Annotated in this window: 18 protein-coding genes and 2 pseudogenes; 7 read left to right on the top strand and 13 right to left on the bottom strand. The window is 73.2% G+C overall.

The features are described from left to right. Positions 1–97: 97 nt before the first annotated feature. Positions 98–682, top strand: a pseudogene (locus tag ACIPLC_RS35775) (FAD-dependent oxidoreductase); the annotation flags it as partial. A 140-nt stretch (positions 683–822) separates the two neighbouring features. Here ACIPLC_RS35775 and paaE read toward each other — a convergent pair. The 8 genes from paaE to ACIPLC_RS35735 all read right to left on the bottom strand — a co-directional run bounded on the left by paaE (position 823) and on the right by ACIPLC_RS35735 (position 9,294). Continuing rightward, on the bottom strand, positions 823–1,995 hold the full coding sequence (gene paaE, locus ACIPLC_RS35770) for a 1,2-phenylacetyl-CoA epoxidase subunit PaaE (RefSeq protein ID WP_400477226.1): 1,173 nt from the start codon (positions 1,993–1,995) through the stop codon (positions 823–825). Continuing rightward, positions 1,996–2,541, bottom strand: coding sequence for a 1,2-phenylacetyl-CoA epoxidase subunit PaaD (gene paaD, locus ACIPLC_RS35765; protein ID WP_400477225.1), 546 nt, complete (start codon positions 2,539–2,541; stop codon positions 1,996–1,998). 8 nt (positions 2,542–2,549) lie between these two features. Next, positions 2,550–3,467, bottom strand: coding sequence for a 1,2-phenylacetyl-CoA epoxidase subunit PaaC (paaC, locus tag ACIPLC_RS35760; protein ID WP_400477224.1), 918 nt, complete (start codon positions 3,465–3,467; stop codon positions 2,550–2,552). Positions 3,468–3,480: 13 nt separating this feature from the next. After that, positions 3,481–3,774, bottom strand: coding sequence for a 1,2-phenylacetyl-CoA epoxidase subunit PaaB (paaB, locus tag ACIPLC_RS35755; protein ID WP_030234269.1), 294 nt, complete (start codon positions 3,772–3,774; stop codon positions 3,481–3,483). Beyond that, complete coding sequence (paaA, locus tag ACIPLC_RS35750) at positions 3,771–4,886, bottom strand: 1,2-phenylacetyl-CoA epoxidase subunit PaaA (RefSeq protein WP_400477223.1); 1,116 nt, start codon at positions 4,884–4,886, stop codon at positions 3,771–3,773. The genes paaB and paaA overlap by 4 nt, the downstream gene beginning before the upstream one ends. A gap of 319 nt (positions 4,887–5,205) precedes the next feature. Further along, positions 5,206–6,609 (bottom strand): M20/M25/M40 family metallo-hydrolase, encoded by a 1,404-nt coding sequence (locus tag ACIPLC_RS35745; RefSeq protein WP_400477222.1) that lies wholly within the window; start codon positions 6,607–6,609, stop codon positions 5,206–5,208. Positions 6,610–7,354: 745 nt separating this feature from the next. Continuing rightward, on the bottom strand, positions 7,355–8,014 hold the full coding sequence (locus ACIPLC_RS35740; protein ID WP_400477221.1) for a response regulator: 660 nt from the start codon (positions 8,012–8,014) through the stop codon (positions 7,355–7,357). Further along, complete coding sequence (locus ACIPLC_RS35735; RefSeq protein WP_400477220.1) at positions 8,011–9,294, bottom strand: sensor histidine kinase; 1,284 nt, start codon at positions 9,292–9,294, stop codon at positions 8,011–8,013. The genes ACIPLC_RS35740 and ACIPLC_RS35735 overlap by 4 nt, the downstream gene beginning before the upstream one ends. A 171-nt stretch (positions 9,295–9,465) precedes the next feature. On the opposite strand from ACIPLC_RS35735, the gene ACIPLC_RS35730 reads away from it, so the two are divergent. From ACIPLC_RS35730 to ACIPLC_RS35710, 5 genes are all read left to right on the top strand, one after another. Beyond that, the gene (locus ACIPLC_RS35730) at positions 9,466–10,320 is read left to right on the top strand and encodes a class I SAM-dependent methyltransferase (RefSeq protein ID WP_400477219.1); all 855 of its coding nucleotides are present in this window, start codon (positions 9,466–9,468) and stop codon (positions 10,318–10,320) included. After that, positions 10,317–10,673 carry a GNAT family N-acetyltransferase gene (locus tag ACIPLC_RS35725; protein WP_400477218.1) on the top strand — a complete coding sequence of 119 codons (357 nt, stop codon included), beginning with the start codon at positions 10,317–10,319 and terminating at the stop codon, positions 10,671–10,673. The genes ACIPLC_RS35730 and ACIPLC_RS35725 overlap by 4 nt, the downstream gene beginning before the upstream one ends. A 137-nt stretch (positions 10,674–10,810) precedes the next feature. Next, positions 10,811–11,824 (top strand): aldo/keto reductase, encoded by a 1,014-nt coding sequence (locus ACIPLC_RS35720; protein WP_400477217.1) that lies wholly within the window; start codon positions 10,811–10,813, stop codon positions 11,822–11,824. 75 nt (positions 11,825–11,899) lie between these two features. Beyond that, entirely contained in the window at positions 11,900–12,487 is a 588-nt protein-coding gene (locus ACIPLC_RS35715; protein ID WP_400477216.1) for a TetR family transcriptional regulator, read from the top strand. Positions 12,488–12,628: 141 nt separating this feature from the next. Further along, on the top strand, positions 12,629–13,585 hold the full coding sequence (locus ACIPLC_RS35710; RefSeq protein ID WP_400477215.1) for an ADP-ribosylglycohydrolase family protein: 957 nt from the start codon (positions 12,629–12,631) through the stop codon (positions 13,583–13,585). Positions 13,586–13,675: 90 nt separating this feature from the next. Here ACIPLC_RS35710 and ACIPLC_RS35705 read toward each other — a convergent pair whose 3' ends face one another. Further along, on the bottom strand, positions 13,676–13,942 hold the full coding sequence (locus ACIPLC_RS35705) for a GlsB/YeaQ/YmgE family stress response membrane protein (RefSeq protein ID WP_400477214.1): 267 nt from the start codon (positions 13,940–13,942) through the stop codon (positions 13,676–13,678). Here ACIPLC_RS35705 and ACIPLC_RS35700 point away from each other — a divergent pair. Then, positions 13,935–14,249, top strand: a pseudogene (locus ACIPLC_RS35700) (glycosyltransferase); the annotation flags it as partial. The gene ACIPLC_RS35705 and the pseudogene ACIPLC_RS35700 overlap by 8 nt on opposite strands. 366 nt (positions 14,250–14,615) lie before the next feature. Here ACIPLC_RS35700 and ACIPLC_RS35695 read toward each other — a convergent pair. From ACIPLC_RS35695 to ACIPLC_RS35680, 4 genes are all read right to left on the bottom strand, one after another. Next, a complete protein-coding gene (locus tag ACIPLC_RS35695; RefSeq protein ID WP_400477213.1) occupies positions 14,616–16,406 on the bottom strand; it encodes an NCS1 family nucleobase:cation symporter-1 in 1,791 nt (596 codons plus the stop codon). A gap of 27 nt (positions 16,407–16,433) precedes the next feature. Next, on the bottom strand, positions 16,434–17,465 hold the full coding sequence (locus ACIPLC_RS35690) for a TIGR03842 family LLM class F420-dependent oxidoreductase (protein ID WP_400477212.1): 1,032 nt from the start codon (positions 17,463–17,465) through the stop codon (positions 16,434–16,436). Between the two features lie 77 nt (positions 17,466–17,542). Continuing rightward, positions 17,543–18,973 (bottom strand): dihydropyrimidinase, encoded by a 1,431-nt coding sequence (gene hydA / locus ACIPLC_RS35685; protein WP_400477211.1) that lies wholly within the window; start codon positions 18,971–18,973, stop codon positions 17,543–17,545. 11 nt (positions 18,974–18,984) lie between these two features. Then, positions 18,985–19,827 (bottom strand): nitrilase-related carbon-nitrogen hydrolase, encoded by an 843-nt coding sequence (locus ACIPLC_RS35680; protein WP_400477210.1) that lies wholly within the window; start codon positions 19,825–19,827, stop codon positions 18,985–18,987. Positions 19,828–19,839: the final 12 nt, after the last annotated feature.

The following is a 19,839-nucleotide window of genomic DNA, read 5'->3' as shown; positions in this document are numbered from 1 at the left end:
CCGACCCGTCAGGAACCGACCCGATCTGGTGATCCGTCAGCGAGCTCATCAGTGTCTCCCTTGATCAGGGTGTCCACCTGATTCATGACACTCCCAGTTCGCCGGCCGGCGCGTCCTGGTGGTGGGCGGGGGCGCCTCGGCGATCCAGGTGCTGTCGGAGGTGGCGGCGGTCGGCGAGACGGTCTGGGTCACCCGGACCCCGCCGGTCTACCACGAGGGCCCGTTCACCCCCGAGTACGGGCGCGCGGTGGTCGCCCAGGTCGAGGAACGGGTCCGGCAGGGCCTGCCGGTGCGCAGCGTGGTGAGCGTGACCGGGCTCGGCCCGTCGGTCGCCTACCGGCGCGCCGAGGAACTGGGCGCGTTGCACCGCCGCCCGATGTTCGACCGGCTCACCGAGCACGGCGTCGCCTGGGGGGACGAGGAGCTGGCGGTGGACGCGATCGTGTGGGCCACCGGCTTCCGCCCGGAGGTCGGCCACCTGGCCCCGCTCGGGCTGCGCTCCCCCGGCGGCGGCATCGCGCTCACCGGCACCCGCGCCACCGCCGACCCGCGCGTCCACCTGGTCGGCTACGGCCCCTCCGCCAGCACCATCGGTGCCAACCGGGCCGGTCGCGCCGCCGTCAACGACCTCGTCCACCTGCTCGGCGACCCGGTCAGGCTGCCCGCCCCGGCCGTGGTCTGAAGCGCTCAGCCGACGAACTGATCGCGGGGTGGCGCGGCCGGCGCCGGAGCCCGGGGCGGGGCCGGCGTTGGGGGCCGGCGCTGGGAGCCGGGGAAGCCGGGGAAGCCGGGGAAGCCGGGGAAGCCGGGGAAGCCGGCCGCTCAGCGGTCGTAGTCGACCGTCACCCGGTCGGTGAGCGGGCGGGCCTGGCAGGTGAGGACGTAGCCGGCGGCCAGTTCCTTCTCCTCCAGCGCGAAGTTGCGGCGCATCTCGACCTCACCCTCGGTGACCAGCGCGCGGCAGGTGCCGCAGACCCCGCCCTTGCAGGCGAACGGCAGGTCGGGGCGGGAGCGCTGGGCGCCGTCCAGGATCGAGCGGTCGCACGGCAGGGAGAGCGTGCTGCCGCGCCCGTCCAGGACGACGGTGACCTCGCTGTGCGGGCCGTCGGCCGCCCCCGCCGCGCCGTCCCGGTCCTCCGGGCGCTCGGCGACCGGCTCGTCCTCGGCGTGGAACAGCTCCTGGTGCACGCGCCCGCCCGGCACGCCCAGCCCGGCGAGCAGTTCCTTCGCGCCGGCGACCATGCCGAACGGGCCGCACAGCCACCAGTGCCCGACGCTCCCGACGTCCACCAGCGCCGCCAGCAGCGCCCGTACCCGCTCGGGGTCCAGACGCCCGCTGAGCAGTGCGGCGTCACGGGTCTCCCGGGACAGGACGTGGACCAGCTGGAGGCGGCCGAGGTAGCGGTCCTTGAGGTCGGCCAGCTCATCGGCGAACATCACGGTGTCGCTGCGCCGGTTGCCGTACAACAGGGTGACGGTGGAGCTGCGGTCGGCGGCCAGGACGGAGGCGGCGATCGACAGCATCGGGGTGATGCCGGAACCGGCCGCGAGCAGCACGTGGTCGGCCGGAACGCCGAGGTCGGGGGTGAACAGGCCCGACGGCGTCAGCACGTCCACCTCCTCGCCCGGTCCCGCTGCCCGCACCAGCCACCGGGAGAACAGCCCGCCGGGCACCTCCCGGACGGCGATCCGCAGCGGCCCGCCGGCGGGGGCGCAGATCGAGTACGAGCGGCGCTCGTCGACGCCGTCCACCACCTTGCGCAGCGTCAGGGTCTGCCCCGGCCGGAAGGCGAAGTCCGCCGCGAGCCCGTCCGGCACCGCGAAGGTCACCGCCGCGGCGTCGTCGCAGAGCCGCTCGACCCGCTCGATCCGCAACCGGTGGAAGGTCGGACGGCGGGCGGGGCGCACCGTGGAAGCCGAAGCCTCAACGGGGGCGTCGGCGCGCGCGGCGGCGGCGGCGTCGGCCTGGGAGGCGGCGTGCGAAGCGGCGGGCATTCAGATCTCCTTGACACGTTCGAACGGCTCCCGGCAGGCACGGCAGCGCCAGAGCGCCTTGCAGGCGGTGGAACCGAAGCGGGACAGCTCCTCCGTGTCCGCGCCGCCGCAACGCGGGCAGGCCACGGGAGCGACGGCGGAAGTGGCAGCGCGAGCGGCGGCGGGAGCGGCGGTGCGGGTGGGGCCGAGACCGAGCAGGACCGGGCCGGCCGCGGCGACGGCGGAGGTCGGGCGCGGCGGAGCGATGCCCGCCTCGGCGAGCTTGCGGCGGCCCTCGGCGGTGATCAGATCGGTGGACCACGGCGGATCCAGCCGCAGCCGGACCCGGACGTCCCGGTACCCGGCCGCGCGCAGCCGACGGTCCACGTCGGCGGCCATCTCGGCGACGGCGGGGCAGCCCGAGTAGGTCGGGGTCAGCCAGGCGGTCACCGCGCCGTCGTCCACCTCCACCTCGGCCAGCACGCCCAGGTCGGCCAGGGTCAGCATGGGCAGCTCCGGGTCCGGCACGGATGCCGCGACCTCCCAGGCCGCCCCGCGCTCCGTCACCGCCGCGCTCACCACGTCGCCCCCGGGTGCGCGCGGGCCAGCACCTGGAGTTCGGCGAGCAGCGGGCCGAGCGCCTCGGTGTGCACGCCGTCCCGGCCGGCCCGGCCGAGCACGGTGGCCAGCGGCGGCACGTCCGGTGCGGTCAACCCCGCCTCGGCGAGGACGGCGTCGAGCGAGCGCAGCACCGGTTCGCGCAGCGCCGCCGGATCGGTGCCCGCCCGCAGCTCCACCGGGTGGGCCGTGAACAGTTCCTCCAGCAGCGGCCAGAGCGCGTCCAGCCCGGCCTGCATCCGCTCCGAGGAGTACGGCGTGCCGTCACCGAGCCGAAGCGTCCAGGCGGTGGCGTACTCGCGGTGGTACGCCAGCTCCTTGACGCCCCGGGCGGCGACCGCCGCCAGTACCGGGTCCGGGTGCGCGCTCAGCGCCTCGTACAGTGCGCCGCGCGCGGTGGCGAACAGCAGCAGCCGGGCGATCGCGTGGGCGAAGTCGCCGTTCGGGACCTCGACCAGCCGGACGTTGCGGAACTCGTGGTCCTCCCGCCAGTACGCCAGGTCGTCCTCGGTGCGGCCGGAGCCGTCCGCCTGGCCGGCCCGGGTGAGCAGCAGGCGGGCCTGGCCGAGCAGGTCGAGGCCCAGATTGGCGAGCGCGACCTCCTCCTCCAGCTCGGGCGCCCGGGTGCACCACTCGATCAGGCGCTGGGAGAGGATCAGCGCGTCGTCGCCGAGCATCAGGCAGTAGGCGGCGAGGTCCGCGCCGTCCACACCGGCGGGCAGGGCGGTGTCCACGCCGAGCAGCGGGTCGGCGAAGCCCGTCCCGTACGCCCAGCGGCCCTCGCCCTCGGGGCCGGGCGCGGCCTCGGCGAGGCCGAGGTAGACGTGGTCGTCCGCGTCTGTGCCAGCGCCGGCCTGCGTGCTGTGGTCCTGCATGGCGGTTCCCCCGTCAGATGTGCGGGACATCCTCGGGGATGTCGTAGAAGGTCGGGTGGCGGTAGACCTTGTCCCCGCTGGGCTCGAAGAACGGGTCGCGCTCGTCCGGGGTGGAGGCGGTGATCGCGTCCGAGCGGACCACCCAGAGGCTGACGCCCTCGTTGCGGCGGGTGTAGAGGTCGCGGGCGGCGAGCAGGGCCATCCGGTCGTCGGACGCGTGCAGCGAACCGACGTGGACGTGGTTCAGCCCGCGCCGGGGGCGCACGAACACCTCGTACAGCGGCCAGCCGGCCTTGGACTCGGTCACTTTCCGTTCTCCTGTTCCGTGTGCTCGCCCGTGCGCTCGGCCTTTCCGGCCCGTCCGGGATCGGCGGGCTGTACGGCCTGTCCGGGATCGGCGAGCTGTACGGCCCGTCCGGGATCGGCGAGCTGTACGGCCCGTCCGGGATCGGCGAGCTGTTCGGTGCGGCGCTTGGCCGCGTAGGCGACGGCCGCCTCGCGGACCCAGGCGCCGTCCTCGTGCGCGGCCCGGCGGCGATCGACCCGCTCGGCGTTGCACGGGCCCTGGCCGTGGATGACCCTGGTCAGCTCTGACCAGTCCGGCTCGCCGAAGTCCCAGCCGCCGCGTTCCTCGTTCCTGCGCAGCTCGGGGTCCGGGAGCGTAACGCCCAGGTGCTCGGCCTGCGGGACGGTCATGTCGACGAAGCGTTGGCGCAGCTCGTCATTGGTGTGCCGCTTGATCCGCCAGGCCATCGAGCGGGCGGTGTTCGGCGAGTCGGCGTCCGGAGGCCCGAACATCATCAGCGACGGCCACCACCAGCGGTCCACCGCGTCCTGGACCATCCGGCGCTGGGCGTCGGTGCCGCGCATCAGCGTCATCAGCAGTTCGTAGCCCTGACGCTGGTGGAACGACTCCTCCTTGCAGATCCGCACCATCGCGCGGGCGTACGGGCCGTAGCTGCAGCGGCAGAGCGGGACCTGGTTGCAGATCGCGGCGCCGTCGACCAGCCAGCCGATGACGCCGACGTCGGCGAAGGTGAGGGTCGGGTAGTTGAAGATCGAGGAGTACTTCTGCCGGCCGGAGATCAGCTTCTCGGTGAGTTCGGCGCGGTCGACACCCAGGGTCTCGGCGGCGGCGTAGAGGTAGAGGCCGTGGCCGGCCTCGTCCTGGGCCTTGGCGAGCAGGATCGCCTTGCGGCGCAGCGAGGGGGCGCGGGTGAGCCAGTTGCCCTCGGGCTGCATGCCGATGATCTCGGAGTGGGCGTGCTGGGCGATCTGGCGGATGAGCGTGGCCCGGTAGGCATCGGGCATCCAGTCCCTGGGCTCGATCCGCTGCTCGGCGGCGACGACCGCCTCGAACCGGTCCTCCTGTGCCTGCGCGGGGACCGTCTCGGCCACCTCTGCTGTCACCACGATCACCTCTCGTGTCCCGCGCCGGCGCCTGCGGCGCCAACCGACTGACCGTTCGGTCGGTACCATTCTGCGCGGCGAGGCGGAGGGATGGCAAGGGACGTGGACAAGGGACGGGGTTTCGGCGGCGGGTGGCCGGTCGGCGACGGGCGGCTGGCGACGGGCGACGGGCGACGGGCGACGGGCGACGGGCGACGGGCGACGGGCGACGGCAAACAGATAACAGCTGACAGATTTCATCATCTGTTAGCTGTTATCTGTTACCTGTCATTCGCCTTCTGTTCGCCGTCAGCCGTCAGCCGTCAGCCGCCGGCCATCAGCGGCCCACTCAACCCTCCGTGCGGTCGCGCAGCCTCGGCAGCGGTACGGCGAGGAGCGCGGCCAGCAGGGCGATCCGGGGTGCCAGCTGGTCGAGCCGGATGTGCTCGTGCCGGGCGTGGGCCCCGGCACCGACCGCGCCGAAACCGTCCAGCGTCGGCAGCCCGCGCGAGCCCGGCAGGTTGGTGTCCCCCGCACCACCCGCTGGACCGCCGTCCAACTGCTGCCCGAGTACCGCGGCGAGTGAACGAACGTGCCGCAGCAGCGGGTTGCCGGTGCGCTCGGGCCACGCCGGGCGGCTGGACAGCACCTCGGTCCGGACCCTCGCCCCCGGGCGCAGCGCGGTGAGCCGGGCCAGGTTGTCGAGCGTACGGCGCTGCGCCTCGACGGTGGAGAACCGCAGGCCGAGCTCGGCCTCGGCCCGGCCCGCGATCACGTTGGCCCGCGAACCCCCGCTGATCCGACCGGCGTTGAGCTCGGTCCCCGGCTGCCCCGCGAGGCCGCGGACGACGACGAGCTGGTCGACGAGTTCGTCGACCGCCGACACCCCGTCCTGGGCGTCGTTGCCCGCGTGGGCCTCGCGCCCGGTGACGGTGAGCCGGACCCGGGTGCTGCCGCGCCGGGCCGTCTTCAACCGGCCGTCGGGGTGCGGAGGTTCGAGCCCGAGGACCGCGGCCGCGCCGCGCAGCTGGCGCTCGACCAGGCGCCGCCCGTCCGGACTGCCGACCTCCTCGTCGGAGACGACGACCAGCCGGACGGCGCGGTGCGGCCGCTGCCCAAGGTCGGCGAGCAGGGCGAACGCGCCTTCCAGGATGGCGAGTCCGCCCTTCATGTCGACGACGCCGGGGCCGCTGAGCAGACCGTCCTGCTCGGTGACCGGCCAGTCGGCGAGGGTGCCGACCGGCCAGACGGTGTCGTGGTGACCGACGATCAGCAGGTGCGGCAGGGTCTCGTCCTGGCCCTCCCACTCCAGGACAAGGTGGTCGCCTGCCGGGCCGGGTTCGCGTCGGGCGGTGGCGCCGGTGGCACGGAAGCCGGCGCTCAACTCCTCGGCGAGGGCGTCGAGTCTGGGGGCGTCTCCGCTGGGCGACTCGATCCGGGCCAGGTCCGTGCAGCGGCGCCGGACGGCGCCGGCCAGCGTACGGGCGCGGGTACTGAGGGCCCGCGGCAGGCCGGGGAGCGCGGTGGCGGCAGCCGTGGCTGTGACGGTGGCCGTGGCCGTGGCATGAGCGGTGACGGGGGCAGTAGCGGTGGCAGTAACGGTGGTGGTGGCGGTCAGGGCATCACCGTCAGCAGCGGCCGGGACGGCGACGGGGGCGCGGTCGGAGGCAGGGGCGGGCGCGGGGGCGGAGGCACCGTCGGGGGTGGCGGCGGCACTCGGTGCGGCGGGCGACCCGACGATCTGGGGACTCAACGTTCGCCTCCGCGGCCGCTGCCGGTATTCAGCGGCCGGACCGGCCGACCACCCCAACCCGGCTGCCAGGCCCGGCCGGACCGCTCCGACCGACCGGGATGGTGCCCGGCCCTTCGGAACGGACCGTCTGGCCCAAGTGCGGTGGAACGGCTGGGCGGCATGCTTGGCATTGCGTCCTCCTCGCTCGATCCGGTGGCCCCGGTCCGCCCGGGGCCCCGTGGACGGCGGCTTCCTGACGGCGGGCGCAGTGGCCGGACCGCCGCAGGGAAGCCGAGATGTGAGCCTAGAAGAACCGTTCGGTTTCCTGCGAGGTGGCCCTGCTCCCAGCGTGCCGGGACCGGGCCCTCAGCCTCGGGCACCCGTCGGAGAGCAGCGGCGGGCGCGCGGCGCGCGGGCCTGGATCGGCGCGCGGGCGCGGTCGCCGGATCGCGCCCATCTCCACCATGGACCCGCCGCCCGGGTTCGGCAGCGCAAACCGCCAAGGCGCGGGATTTCCACGCCGGATGGGTGACAACGGCTCAGCGCGCGGTACGAACCGGGAGCACGCGACCGGCTCAGGGGGAGCCCGGTCCGACGCCCCGGGAACACTCGCGTGAACACCGGATGACATGACGCCCCACCCACCACCGTGCGCACCACCGGGCGTCGGACACCGGCCGAACCAGCGGTCGCACAGGCCACGGCGCTTCGCCCGGCACCGTCTCAGGGCGCGCCGTCACAAGGCACCGATGCCGGGCTCCCCCTCTCAGACACCGTCCTCGACCAGCCCGGCGTCACGCGCGAGCAGCGCGGCCTGGACCCGGTTGCCGACGCCCAGCCCGGTCAGGATCCGGCTGACGTGCGCCTTGACGGTGCTCTCGCGCATCCCGAGGACGCCCGCGATCTCCGCGTTGGAGAGCCCGTCGGCGAGTTCGCGCAGCACGTCGGTCTCGCGCGGGGTCAGCCCGGCGACCCGGTTGCGGGCGGCGATCGACCGGGGCGCACCGGTGCGGTGGTAGCGGTCGATCAGTCGCCGCGCGGCCGCCGGGTGCAGCATCCCCTGGCCGCTGGCGACGACGTGGACGGCCCGGGTGATCTCGGCGGGCGGGGTGTCCTTGAGCAGGAAGCCGTCGGCCCCGGCGGCGAGCGCCTGGTACACGTACTCGTCGAGGTCGAAGGTGGTGAGCGCGATCACGCGCGGGGCGTCGGGCAGTTCGCGCAGGCGCCTGGTGGCGGCGATGCCGTCGAGCCGGGGCATCCGGATGTCCATGAGTGCCACGTCGATCCGCTGGCTGCGGGCGAGTTCGACGGCCTGCAGTCCGTCGGCGGCCTCGGCGACGACGGTGAGGTCCGGGTCCTGGGCGAGCAGGTCGACGAGGCCGAGCCGTACGAGCGCGTCGTCGTCGACCACCATCGTGCGGATCATGCGGCGTCCTTCGGCTGCGGGGTCGGAGAGGGACCGAGAGCAGGAGCAGGGCCAGGGCCGGGCCCTGGTCCTGGCACGGTCTGCGGCGGGCGCTCCGGTGCGGGCAGGCGGGCCGCGAGCCGGAAGCCGCCACCGCCGTCCGGTCCCGCGTCGAGGTGGCCGCCGAGCGCGTCGACCCGTTCGGTGAGCCCCACCAGACCGTACCCGCCGCCGGTGCCCGGCCCGTTCGGCGACGCCTCCCCCGGACCGTTGCGGACTTCGACGGTGGTGGCCGGGGCACCGTAGCGGACCCGAACGGTGACGGGCGCGGCGTGCGCGTACTTGCGGGCGTTGGTCAGCGCTTCCTGGACCAGGCGGTGCACGGCCAGCCGGTGGGTGGTGGGCACGGTCTCCGGGTCGCCGGAGAGAGCCAGTTCGACCTGTTGCCCGGCCGAAGTGGCCTCGCCGACGAGTTCGGTGAGGTCGCGCAGCGCGGGCGCCGGAACGCGCGCCGCCCGGGGTGGCGCGGCCGGGACGTCCTCGGCGGCCGGTGGTGTCGGCGGGTCGGCGCGCAGGGCGCCGAGGACGTCGCGCAGGTCGTCGAGCGAGCGGGCGGCGGTGGTGCGCAGCAGTTCGAGGCGGTGGGTGAGCCGGTCCGGGTCGGCGGCGACGGTGCCGGCGAGGGCCTGGTCGCGCAGCACCCCGGTGTGCAGCACCAGCAGGCTGAGACGGTGGGCGAGCACGTCGTGCATCTCCCGGGCGATCCGGGCCCGTTCGGCGGCCCGGGCCTGTTCGGCGCGCAGTTCGCGCTCCCGGCGTAGCGCGTCCACCTGATCGTGCAGAGTACGGATCAGCACCCGGCGGCCGTGCAGCCACAAGCCGACGGACAAGGTCGCCGCCTGGACGAGGAGTTGGGATCCGGTGGTGCCCGCCCAACCGACCAACGAGTCGGCCCGGGTCGCGCTCACCACCGCGATGACGGCGCCGCCGGCCGCCGCCGGGCCGGTCCGGCCGAGGGAGGCGAGGTAGTAGACGCTGAACAGTCCCGGGAAGGCGCGGTTGAACAGGCCGCCGGTGAGCACCGGCAGGACGGCGGAGGCCACCGGGTAGCGGCGGGCGAACAGCAGGGAGAGCGGGGCGAGGACGGCCACGACGGTCCGGGGCAGGCGCAGCGGCTCATCGGTGTGGATCCACTGGGAGAGGCCCTCCTCGACGGTGAGCGCGAGGATGCCGAGCAGCAGCAGGGTGTCACTCCACGGCCGTCGGTCCGGGCCGTACCAGCCCAGCAGACCTGTGCACATCGGGCTCCTTCCCGGTTCCCTCCGCCCGTCCGTCCGTCCGGCTCGATGCTACGGGCGGGCCACGGGCGGGCGCCCCCTTCTCCCGGGTAGCCGCACCCTCGACTTTCGTCGGGGGTAGGCATCGCTCCTCGGCCGATTCCGGGCGCGGCGGGGCTGCCTAGCGTCGATGGCATGACCGCCGAACAGCTCCGCCCCCACCCCGACTCCCCTGCCCCGACGCGCAGTTCACCGTCCACCGGGGACCGCCTGCTGTTCCTCGCCGAGGCCCTGCGCACCTTCCACGACACCGGCGCGCTGGCACCGAGCGGCGAGGAACTGGTGAACGCCCTGGTGGTTCCGGCCACCAGCCGCCCGAATCGGCCGATCTCGGTGCTGGAAGTCGGCGCCGGGACGGGCGTGGTGACCCGTCGGCTGACCCAAGTGCTCCGCCCGGGCGACCGGTTGCACGTCGTCGAGGCGAACCCGCGCTTCGCCGACCGGCTTCGGGAGGACCCGGTGCTGGCCGCGCGACGCCCGGGCATCGCCCTACGGCTGTCGGCATGCCGGGTGGAGGATCTGCCCCGGGACGAGCCGGACGAGACGGGTGAGGAGGGTGAGGAGGGTGAGGCGGGCAAGGCGGACTGGCGGTACGACGTGATCGTGTCGGGCCTGCCGTTCACCAACTTCGAGCCGGCCCAGGTACGCCACCTCCTCGACCTCTACCTGCGACTACTGCTACCCGGGGGCGAGCTGACGTACTTCGGCTACCTCGGCACGACGGCGGCCCGCACCCTGTCCTCGGGGCCCCGGCAGGGCGCCCGCCACCGGGCGGTGGTGCGACTGCTGCGGCGGTTCGAGGCGACATACGGGCTGGGCGAGCGCACGGTGTGGCGCAACCTGCCGCCGGCCCGCGCCTACCTGCTGCGGTCACCGGGCGGGCGGGAGGACCGGGGGCTGGCCCCGCTGCCGGGGCCTCCGGCCGGCGGGGTGGCCGTCGGCGGGGCTACCGCCGAACCGGCGGGCGGGGCGCCCTCGGCCGCCCGATGATGGACCGGGGCCGAGCCCGGTCCCGATTCCCCAGCAGCGAGGAACCTGCGATGACCCTCTCGGTACGTGACGCGGAAGCCCAGAACCGTTTCGCGGCCTGGGCGGACGACCGGCTGGCCGGCTTCGCCGAGTACATGCGCAGCGAGCAGTTGGTGGTCTACCCGCACACGGTGGTCGAGCCCGCTTTCGAGGGGCAGGGCGTCGGCAGCGCGCTGGCCAGGGCCGCGCTGGACGACGCCCGCGCCCGGGGGCTGGCCGTGCTGGCGACCTGCCCCTTCATCAAGGGCTGGATGCTCCGCCACCCCGAGTACACCGACCTCGCGTACGAGAACCGCAGCCGGGTGGCCGACTGAGTCGGCAGGTAACAGATAACAGGTGACAACTTTCAGATAACAGATAACAGCGAACAGATTTTGAAATCTGTTCGCTGTCGTGTCATAATGGACCCCGGGTCACCCCACCCATCGCCGCACCCACCCCTGGAGTCCCCGTGTCCACGACCTCCCGCCCCGCGCAACGCACCCTCGGCACCTCCGGGCCCGTCACCTCCGCCCTCGGCCTCGGCTGCATGGGCATGTCCGACCTGTACGGCCCGGCCGACGAGGCCGAGAGCATCGCCACCATCCACGCCGCGATCGACACCGGGGTCACCCTGCTCGACACCGGCGACTTCTACGGCATGGGTCACAACGAGCTACTGATCCACGAGGCCCTGCGCGGCCGCGACCGCGAGAGCGTCCAGATCAGCGTGAAGTTCGGCGCCCAGCGCGGCCCGGACGGCCAGTGGCTCGGCTACAACGCGAGCCCCGCCGCCACCAAGACCGCCCTCGCCTACACCCTGCGCCGCCTGCGCACCGACCACATCGACATCTACCGCCCCGCCCGCCTGGACCCGAACGTCCCGGTCGAGGAGACCGTCGGCGCCATCGCGGACCTGGTGAAGGCCGGCTACGTCCGCCACATCGGCCTCTCGGAGGTCGGCGCCGACACCCTGCGCCGCGCCGCCGCCGTCCACCCGATCAGCGACCTGCAGATCGAGTACTCGCTGATCTCCCGCTCGATCGAGAACGCCATCCTCCCCACCGCCCGCGAGCTCGGCATCGGCGTCACCGCCTACGGCGTGCTCTCGCGCGGCCTGCTCAGCGGCCACTGGGACCAGGGCCGCGCCCTGGCCGGCACCGACTTCCGCGGCCACAGCCCGCGCTTCCAGGGCGACAACCTGGCCCACAACCTCGCGCTCGTCGACGCGCTGCGCGAGGTGGCCTCCGCGAAGGGGGCGAGCGTCGCCCAGGTCGCCATCGCCTGGGTCGCCTCGCGCGGGGAGGACGTCGTCCCGCTGGTCGGCGCCCGCCGCCGCGACCGCCTCACCGAGGCACTGGGCGCGCTGGACGTCAGGCTCACCGCGGCCGACCTCGCGGCCATCGAGGCGGCCGTCCCCGCCGGCTCCGCGGCGGGCGACCGCTACGCTGCCGCCCAGATGGCGCACCTGGACAGCGAGCACTGACCAACCGGAACCGGCCCGACGGCCGGGGACGGCAGCACCACCCTTGACCGCACGACCCTAAGGACGTACCTCCCCGTGACCACGGACACCACACTCACCGCCGAGCAGATCCTGATCGCGGCGGAGGACGTCCTCCGGCGGTTCGGCCCGGCCAAGGCCACCGTCGTGGACGTCGCCCGGATCCTCGGCGTCAGCCACAGCAGCGTCTACCGCCACTTCCCGAGCAAGGCCGCGCTGCGCGAGGCGGTCACCCAGCGCTGGCTCGACCAGGCGCACCACCAGCTCGCCTTCATCTCGACCGAGGCCGGCCCGGCCGTCGAGCGGCTGCACGACTGGCTGGTGACGCTGTTCGCCGCCAAGCGGAAGAAGGCACTGGACGACCCGGAGCTGTTCGCCACCTACATGGTGCTGGTCGAGGAGAACAGCGGCATCGTCGAGGCGCACATCGACACCCTGGTCACCCAGATCGCCCAGATCGTCCAGGACGGCATGGAGGGCAAGGAGTTCAAGCTCGCCCACATCCTCTCCACGGCCCGCGCCGTGTTCGACGCCACCAGCCCCTTCCACGACCCCGCGCACGCGTCCTCGTGGTCCGAGCCGACCGTGGACGACCGTTTCGAGGCCCTCTGGAAGCTCATCCTCGGCGGCCTGCTCGCCAAGTGACAGCATCCCTCCGACAGCCCGGACGCCCCTGAACCGGGCACCGGCGGCCGGGCCCGCCGACACCGGACCGAAATCCGGTCGCCGGCAGGCCCGGCCGTCCGGCAGACTGCCGCGCACGGTTGATCTCACCTGGAGGATGACATGCGTGCGGCCCGTCAGGCCCCTCCGCCCCGTCCACCCCGCCTGCCCCGTCCGGCCCTGGACAGTCTGCAGGGGCTGGCCCTCGGCGACGCCTTCGGCGACCGCTGGTTCTCGGTCCCGCTCGACGAGGCGCCCGCCGCGCTGGCCACCCGCCAGCTCCGCCGGGCGCCCTGGCACTGGACCGACGACACCGCGATGGCGCTGGTCCTCGTCCGCCACCTGACCGCCTGGGGCGAGGTCCGGCAGGACGCGCTGGCCGGGGAGTTCGCCGAGGAGTACGCCCGTGAGTACGGGCGCAAGTACGGTCCGTCGATGCACCGGGTACTGCGTGAGATCGGCGCCGGCGGGGACTGGCGCACCATCACCTCGGTCCAGTTCGAGGGTCAGGGCTCGTACGGGAACGGCGCCGCGATGCGGGTCGCCCCGCTGGGCGCCTGGTTCGCGGACGACCTGGACGCGGTCGCCCAGCAGGCCGAACTCCAGGCGCTCACCACGCACTTCCACCCGGAGGCGGTCGCGGGCGCGGTGGCGGTCGCCCTCGCCACGGCGCTCGCGGTCCGCAGCCGAGGCGAAACCCCGCCCGGCCACGCCGAGTTGCTGGCCGAGGTGGCCGGGCGCCTGTCGGACGGCGGGGTGCGCTCCGGTCTGCGGATCGCCGCCCGGCTGCCCGGGCACACGAGCGTTCGGCAGGCCGCCAACGTGCTCGGCTCCGGGTTCATGATCTCCGCCCCGGACACCGTCCCGTTCGCCCTCTGGTCCGCCGCCGGGCACCTGGACTCTCTGCCCGAGGCCATTTGGCACACGCTGGAGGGCTGGGGCGACATGGACACCACCTGCGCGATCGCCGCCGGGGTGGTCGCCGCCCGCACCGGCCTCGCCGAGGTGCCGGCCACCTGGCTGGCCGCCCGCGAGAACCTACCGGAGTGGGTCGCGGAGGTGTCGACGCCGACGCGCTGAGCCGAGCCGGCCGGCCCGTGGGCTCGGCCGGCTCGGCTGCGCGACACCATGTCCGGATCGGCGTCGCAGGGTCGGTTCCCGGCGCCCGGGCTAGCGTCGGGAGTTGCCGAACACCAGCCGGTAGACGATCAGCAGCGCCAGGGCGCCGCCGATCGCCGACACCCAGGTCGCCATGTCGAAGAAGTGCGCCGTCACCGACCTGTGCAGGAAGTGCGAGGCGATCCAACCGCCGACGAAGGAGCCGGCGATACCGATCAGGGTTGTCACGATCAGGCCGCCCGGGTCCTTCCCCGGCAGCAACAGCTTGGCCAGGGCCCCCGCCACCAGGCCAAGCACGATCCATGCGACGATGCTCATCTGTCCCTCCCGTCCGCGGCGCGACGGCCCCGTCCCGCCGCTCTGCCTGGGAGGACGCCGCCCGCCACCGCCTGGTTCCGGCGCCGCGGGACCACCGGCCCGAACCAGCCATCCCGGACCGGGCCGCTCCGAGCGCGGCACCCTCCCGGCGGGGCGCCCACACCGGGATACTGCGGCCATGCGCATCCTGATCGCCACCGCCGGATCCCGGGGCGACGTGGCCCCGTTCACCGGGCTCGGCGCCCGACTCCAGGCGGCCGGCCATCAGGTGGCCGTCGCGACCCACGCCACCTTCGCCGCCTCGGTGCGGACCGCAGGGCTGGACTTCCGCCCGCTGCCGGTCGACCCGCGCGCCGAACTCGCCTCCGCCGAGGGGCGGCGCCTGCTCCAGGCCGGGACCGGTCCGCGCGCCGTCCTGCAACTGTTGCAACTGGGACGGAAGTTCATGCCGGAGCTCGCCGACGGCATCGCCGACGCCACGGCACTCGGCACCGACCTCCTGCTCACCACCAGCACCACCGGCCCGCTCGGCCAGGTCGCCGCCGAAGCCGCGGGCATTCCCAGCATCGGCCTGCACCTCCAACCCCTTTCGCCCACCCGGGAGTTCGCACCCGCCGTTCCGATCGGCTCACCCGCCTCGGCGTCTCCCCCGGGCCGGTACCACTGCGCGCCCTCACCGCCACACGCCTCGCCTCCGCCATCCGCCAGACCCTCGACGACCCCCGCTACCGCGACCGGGCCCGGGCGGTGGCCGCCACCCTCGCGGCCGAGGACGGCGCGACGAAGGTACTGGCTGCCGTCGACCGAGCAGCGGCTGGCCGATGACGGCGGACAGGTGACAGTAAACAGAAGACGGCGAACAGATAACAGATAACAGATTTCGAAATCTGTTATCTGTTATCTGTTCGCCGTTACTTGTCCGCCGTCGGCCGTCAGCCGCCCGCCCCGCCCCGCCCCGCCGGGCACCCGAGACCGCGCCCAGCACGAGGTACAGCACCGAGGCCGCCCCGAAGCCGACCGCCCAGCCGTAGTCGGCCAGCGGCTTGAGCGCGGGCAGCAGGCCGTCCGCCGGGAACGGCCCGCCGTACGAACCGCCGACCGCCAGGAGGCCCCCGACGAGCAGCGCCGTCACCGCCCGCCAGTTCCATCCGCCCGCGTACCAGTACACCCCGCCCGGCCGGTACAGCTCGGCGAGTTGCAGCCGGGTGCCGCGCAGCACCCAGTAGTCGGCGATCAGGACCCCGGCCACCGGCCCGAGCAACCCGCCGACCACGCCCAGCCAGGTGAAGATGTACACGTGCGGGTCGGAGATCAGCCTCCACGGGAAGATCGCGATCCCGACGACGCCCGTGATCAGCGCCCCGGTACGGAAGTTGACCAGCCGGGGCAGCAGATTGGCGAGGTCGTAGGCCGGCGAGACGACGTTGGCGGCGATGTTCACCGACAGCGTCGCGACCAGGACGGTCAGCAATGCGAACAGGATGCCGACCGGGTTCTCCATCTTCGCGGCGAGTTCGATCGGATCCCACACCGGTGCGCCGTAGACGGCCTGCGAGCCGGAGGTGACGAGGACGGACAGCAGCGCGAAGAACGTCATCGTGGTCGGCAGACCGAGCGCCTGCCCGCGGATCTGGGCGCGCTGGCTGCCGCCGAAGCGGGTGAAGTCGGGGATGTTGAGCGACAGGGTCGACCAGAATCCGATCATGCCCATCAACGCCGGGAAGAAGACCTTCCAGAACCCGCCGCCCCAGCCCAGTTCGGACGGCTGGTCGAGCAGCGGCCCGAACCCGCCCGCCTTGACGGTGATCCACGCCAGCAGCGCCAGCGCGCCGACGATCACGAACGGCGCGGCCCAGTTCTCGAACCGCCGGAGGGTCTCCATCCCGCGGGCGATGATGGCCGTCTCGATCAGCCAGAACAGCAGGAACGACACCCACTGCGTCCACGGGTAGCCGCCGAACTCCCCTGCCGTACACCAGGATTCGCCCAGCAGCTTGCCGGCCAGCAGGAAGATCCCCTCGCCGCCGATCCAGGTCTGGATGCCGAACCAGGCACAGGCCACCGCCGCCCGGATGAGCGCGGGCAGGTTGGCTCCGCGCAGTCCGAACGCGGCCCGGGCGAACACCGGGAACGGGATGCCGTACTTCGTCCCGGCGTGCCCGGTGAGCAGCATCGGCGCGAGCACCACGAGGTTGGCGAGCGCGATGGTCAGCACGGCCTGCTTCCAGTCCATGCCGAGCGCGACGAGCCCCGAGGCCAGCGTCCAGGACGGGATGTTGTGCGCCATGCCGACCCAGAGCGCCAGGAAGTTGTAGGTGGTCCAGGTGCGCCGCGCCACCGGAACCGGCCGCAGGTCGTCGTTGGTGAACCCGTTGGAAGGCAACTCTCCTGCGGTCGAGTCGAGTTCGACCCGGCCGCAGGAGTTCTGCCACTGTCCGCCGCCGCTGGTCGCGGTGTCGGCCATGGGCAACTCCCGTCTGCGTGAAAGACGTTACGGCTGGGGTTGGCGGGAGAGGTGGGGGATGACGTCGGTCCCGTAGGCGTCGATGGTGGCCTCGACGGCGTCGTGCATGGCGTAGACGGCGAACTGGTCGACGCCGAGGGATCGGAGGTGCTCCAGGCGAGCGAGCTGGGCCCGCGGCGGCCCGATGAGGCAGAAGCGGTCGACGATCTCGTCCGGCACGAAGGCGGTGTCGGGGTTCCCGGCCCGGCCGTGGTGGCTGTAGTCGTAGCCCTGGCGGCCTTTGATGTAGTCGGTGAGGGCCTCCGGGACGACATCGGAGTGCGCGCCGTAGTGGCTGACCAGGTCGGCCACGTGGTTGCCGACCATCCCGCCGAACCAGCGGCACTGCTCCCGGGCGTGGGCGAGCGCGGCGGGCGATTCGTCGGCGGTCACGTAGGCGGGGGCGGCGACGCAGATGGTGACGGCGCCCGGGTCCCGGCCGGCCTCGGCCGCGGCGGACCGCACCGCCTTGACCATGTACTCGGTGAGGTACGGGTCGGCCAACTGGAGGATGAATCCATCAGCTTGACGTCCGGTCAGGGACAGCGCCTTCGGCCCGTACGCGCCCATCCAGACGGGGAGTTCGGCGCCGGGGCCGACCCACGGCAGGTGCATCTCGGTGCCGTCCACCTCGGCTGTTCGCCCCTCCGCCAACTCCTTGATGGCGTGCATGGCCTGGGAGAGCCGGGCGAGGGTGGCGGGGTGGCGTCCGGCGACCCGCATGGCGGAGTCGCCGCGCCCGATGCCGCAGACGGTGCGGTTGCCGTACATGTCGTTGAGCGTGGCGAACAGGGAGGCGGTGACCTCCCAGGTGCGGGTGGAGGGGTTGGTGACCATCGAGCCGACGGTCAACTGCCGTGTCTCGGCGAGGATCCGGCTGTAGATGACGAAGGGCTCCTGCCACAGGACGCAGGAGTCGAAGGTCCAGCCGTGGCTGAACCCGGCCTGTTCGGCGCGGATCATCCGGTCGATGAGCAGGCGGGCGGGCGGGTCGGTCTGCAGGACGAGGCCGATGTCCATGGGTGGCTCCGGGGAGGGTGGTTCCGCCGCCCGGGGAATCCGTGCGCACAGGCCCGGGCGGCGGCGCGGGAGAGTGGTCAGGTCAGGTACTGACAGGTGTCGCGGCGCAGGAACGTGCCGTGGCCGGCCCGGCCGAGCCAGGCCCCGCGGTCCAGCACGACGGTGCCGCGCGAGAGCACGGTGCGGGCGCGGCCGGTGAGTTGACGTCCCTCGTACACCGAGTAGTCGACGTTCATGTGGTGCGTGGCGGCGGAGACGGTCTGCACGGCGGTGGGGTCGTAGACGACGAGGTCGGCGTCGGCGCCGGGTGCGATGGTGCCCTTGCGCGGGTGCAGCCCGAACATCCGGGCTGGCGTGGTGCAGGCGATCTCGATCCAGCGCCGACGGGTGATGTGCCCGTCCACGACGGCCTGGTGGAGCAGGTCCATCCGGTTCTCCACGCCGGGAAGGCCGTTGGGGATCTTCGAGAAGTCGCCGCGGCCGAGTTCCTTCTGCCCGGTGAAGCAGAACGGGCAGTGGTCGGTGGAGACCACCTGGAGGTCGTTGGCGCGCAGTCCGCGCCAGAGCGCCTCCTGGTGCTCGCGCGGCCGAAGCGGCGTGCTGCACACGTACTTGGCGCCCTCGAAGCCGTCGGCACCGGTCTCGGCGAGGTTGTCGGTGGAGAGGAACAGGTACTGCGGGCAGGTCTCGCCGAAGACGTTGAGCCCGGCGTCGCGGGCCTGGACGAGTTCGGACAGGGCCGCGGCCGCGGAGACGTGGACGACGTAGAGCGGGCTGCCGGCGACCTGGGCGAGCTTGATGGCCCGGTGGGTGGCCTCGGCCTCCAGCAGTTCGCGGCGGACCTCGCCGTGGTAGCGGGGGGCGGTGTGCCCGGCGGCGAGGGCCTGTTCGACCAGCACGTCGATGGCGATGCCGTTCTCGGCGTGCATCATGATCAGCCCGCCGTTGACCGCACCGCGCTGCATGGCGCGCAGGATGCGGCCGTCGTCGCTGTAGAAGACGCCCGGGTAGGCCATGAAGAGCTTGAAGGAGGTGGACTCGCCGGAGTCGACGAGGGCGTCCATCTCCTTGAGGACGCCCTCGTTGACGTCGGAGACGATGGTGTGGAAGGCGTAGTCGACGGCGCAGTTGCCGTCGGCCTTGGCGTGCCAGGTGTCCAGGCCCTCGCGCAGCGAGCCGCCGACGGACTGCACGGCGAAGTCGACGATGGTGGTGGTGCCGCCCCAGGCGGCGGCCCGGGTGCCGGTCTCGAAGGTGTCGGAGGCCGAGGTGCCGCCGAAGGGCAGTTCCATGTGGGTGTGGGCGTCGACGCCGCCCGGGATGACGTAGTGGCCGGTGGCGTCGATGACGGTGTCGGCGCTCCAGGCCTCGGCGGCGGAGCTGCCGGTGGTGGCGAGGGCGGCGACGCGTTCGCCCTCGATCAGGACGTCGGCGTGGAGTTCGTCGGCGGCCGTGATGACGAGGCCGCCGCGGACGATGGTGCGCTGGTGCGGGTCGCGGGTGGTCATCGCGCTGCTCCTCAGGCCTCGGCGAGCGGTCCGTAGGCGTCGGGGCGGCGGTCTCGGTAGAACGCCCACTGCTGGCGGACCTGTTCGATCAGGTCGAGGTCGAGGTCCCGGACGACGAGCTCCTCCTCCTTGTCGGACGCGACGTCGCCGACGAACTGGCCGCGCGGGTCGACGAAGTAGGAGGTGCCGTAGAAGTCGTTGTCGCCGTACTCCTCGGTGCCGACGCGGTTGATGGCGGCGACGAAGTACTCGTTGGCGACGGCGGCGGCGGGCTGCTCCAACTGCCAGAGGTAGGCGGAGAGGCCGCGGCTGGTGGCGGAGGGGTTGTAGACGATCTGCGCTCCGGCCAGGCCCAGGGCGCGCCAGCCCTCGGGGAAGTGGCGGTCGTAGCAGATGTAGACGCCGACCTTGCCGACGGCGGTGTCGAAGACGGGCCAGCCGAGGTTGCCGGGCTTGAAGTAGTACTTCTCCCAGAAGCCCTTGACCTGCGGGATGTGGTGCTTGCGGTACTTGCCGAGGTAGCTGCCGTCGGCGTCGATGACGGCGGCGGTGTTGTAGTAGACCCCGGCCTGTTCCTCCTCGTAGACCGGGACGACGATCACCAGGCCGAGTTCACGGGCGAGGCCCTGCATCCGGCGGACGGTGGGGCCGTCGGGGACGGCCTCGGCCCAGCGGTAGTGCTCGGCTTCCTGCACCTGACAGAAGTACGGGGCGTTGAAGACCTCCTGGAAGCCGATGATCTTCGCACCTTGGGCGGCGGCCTCGCGGGCGTACCGCTCGTGAAGGGCGATCATGCTCTCCTGGTCGCCGGTCCAGCGGGTCTGGACGAGCGCGGCACGGACGATCTGCGACATGGATACCTCCGC

Source organism: Kitasatospora sp. NPDC086801, assembly GCF_044745805.1.
Classification (GTDB): domain Bacteria; phylum Actinomycetota; class Actinomycetes; order Streptomycetales; family Streptomycetaceae; genus Kitasatospora.
Note: the sequence above shows the minus strand (reverse complement) of the source record. Positions and strands in the feature narration are given on the sequence as shown.

What these genes read in the sequence shown, in the direction of transcription:
- paaE (WP_400477226.1), bottom strand. Translation starts at nt 1,995, where the DNA reads ATGCCCGCCGCTTCGCACGCCGCCTCCCAGGCCGACGCCGCCGCCGCC.
- paaC (WP_400477224.1), bottom strand. Translation starts at nt 3,467, where the DNA reads ATGCAGGACCACAGCACGCAGGCCGGCGCTGGCACAGACGCGGACGAC.
- ACIPLC_RS35740 (WP_400477221.1), bottom strand. Translation starts at nt 8,014, where the DNA reads ATGATCCGCACGATGGTGGTCGACGACGACGCGCTCGTACGGCTCGGC.
- ACIPLC_RS35735 (WP_400477220.1), bottom strand. Translation starts at nt 9,294, where the DNA reads ATGTGCACAGGTCTGCTGGGCTGGTACGGCCCGGACCGACGGCCGTGG.
- ACIPLC_RS35730 (WP_400477219.1), top strand. Translation starts at nt 9,466, where the DNA reads ATGACCGCCGAACAGCTCCGCCCCCACCCCGACTCCCCTGCCCCGACG.
- ACIPLC_RS35725 (WP_400477218.1), top strand. Translation starts at nt 10,317, where the DNA reads ATGATGGACCGGGGCCGAGCCCGGTCCCGATTCCCCAGCAGCGAGGAA.
- ACIPLC_RS35710 (WP_400477215.1), top strand. Translation starts at nt 12,629, where the DNA reads ATGCGTGCGGCCCGTCAGGCCCCTCCGCCCCGTCCACCCCGCCTGCCC.
- ACIPLC_RS35705 (WP_400477214.1), bottom strand. Translation starts at nt 13,942, where the DNA reads ATGAGCATCGTCGCATGGATCGTGCTTGGCCTGGTGGCGGGGGCCCTG.
- ACIPLC_RS35695 (WP_400477213.1), bottom strand. Translation starts at nt 16,406, where the DNA reads ATGGCCGACACCGCGACCAGCGGCGGCGGACAGTGGCAGAACTCCTGC.
- ACIPLC_RS35690 (WP_400477212.1), bottom strand. Translation starts at nt 17,465, where the DNA reads ATGGACATCGGCCTCGTCCTGCAGACCGACCCGCCCGCCCGCCTGCTC.
- hydA (WP_400477211.1), bottom strand. Translation starts at nt 18,973, where the DNA reads ATGACCACCCGCGACCCGCACCAGCGCACCATCGTCCGCGGCGGCCTC.
- ACIPLC_RS35680 (WP_400477210.1), bottom strand. Translation starts at nt 19,827, where the DNA reads ATGTCGCAGATCGTCCGTGCCGCGCTCGTCCAGACCCGCTGGACCGGC.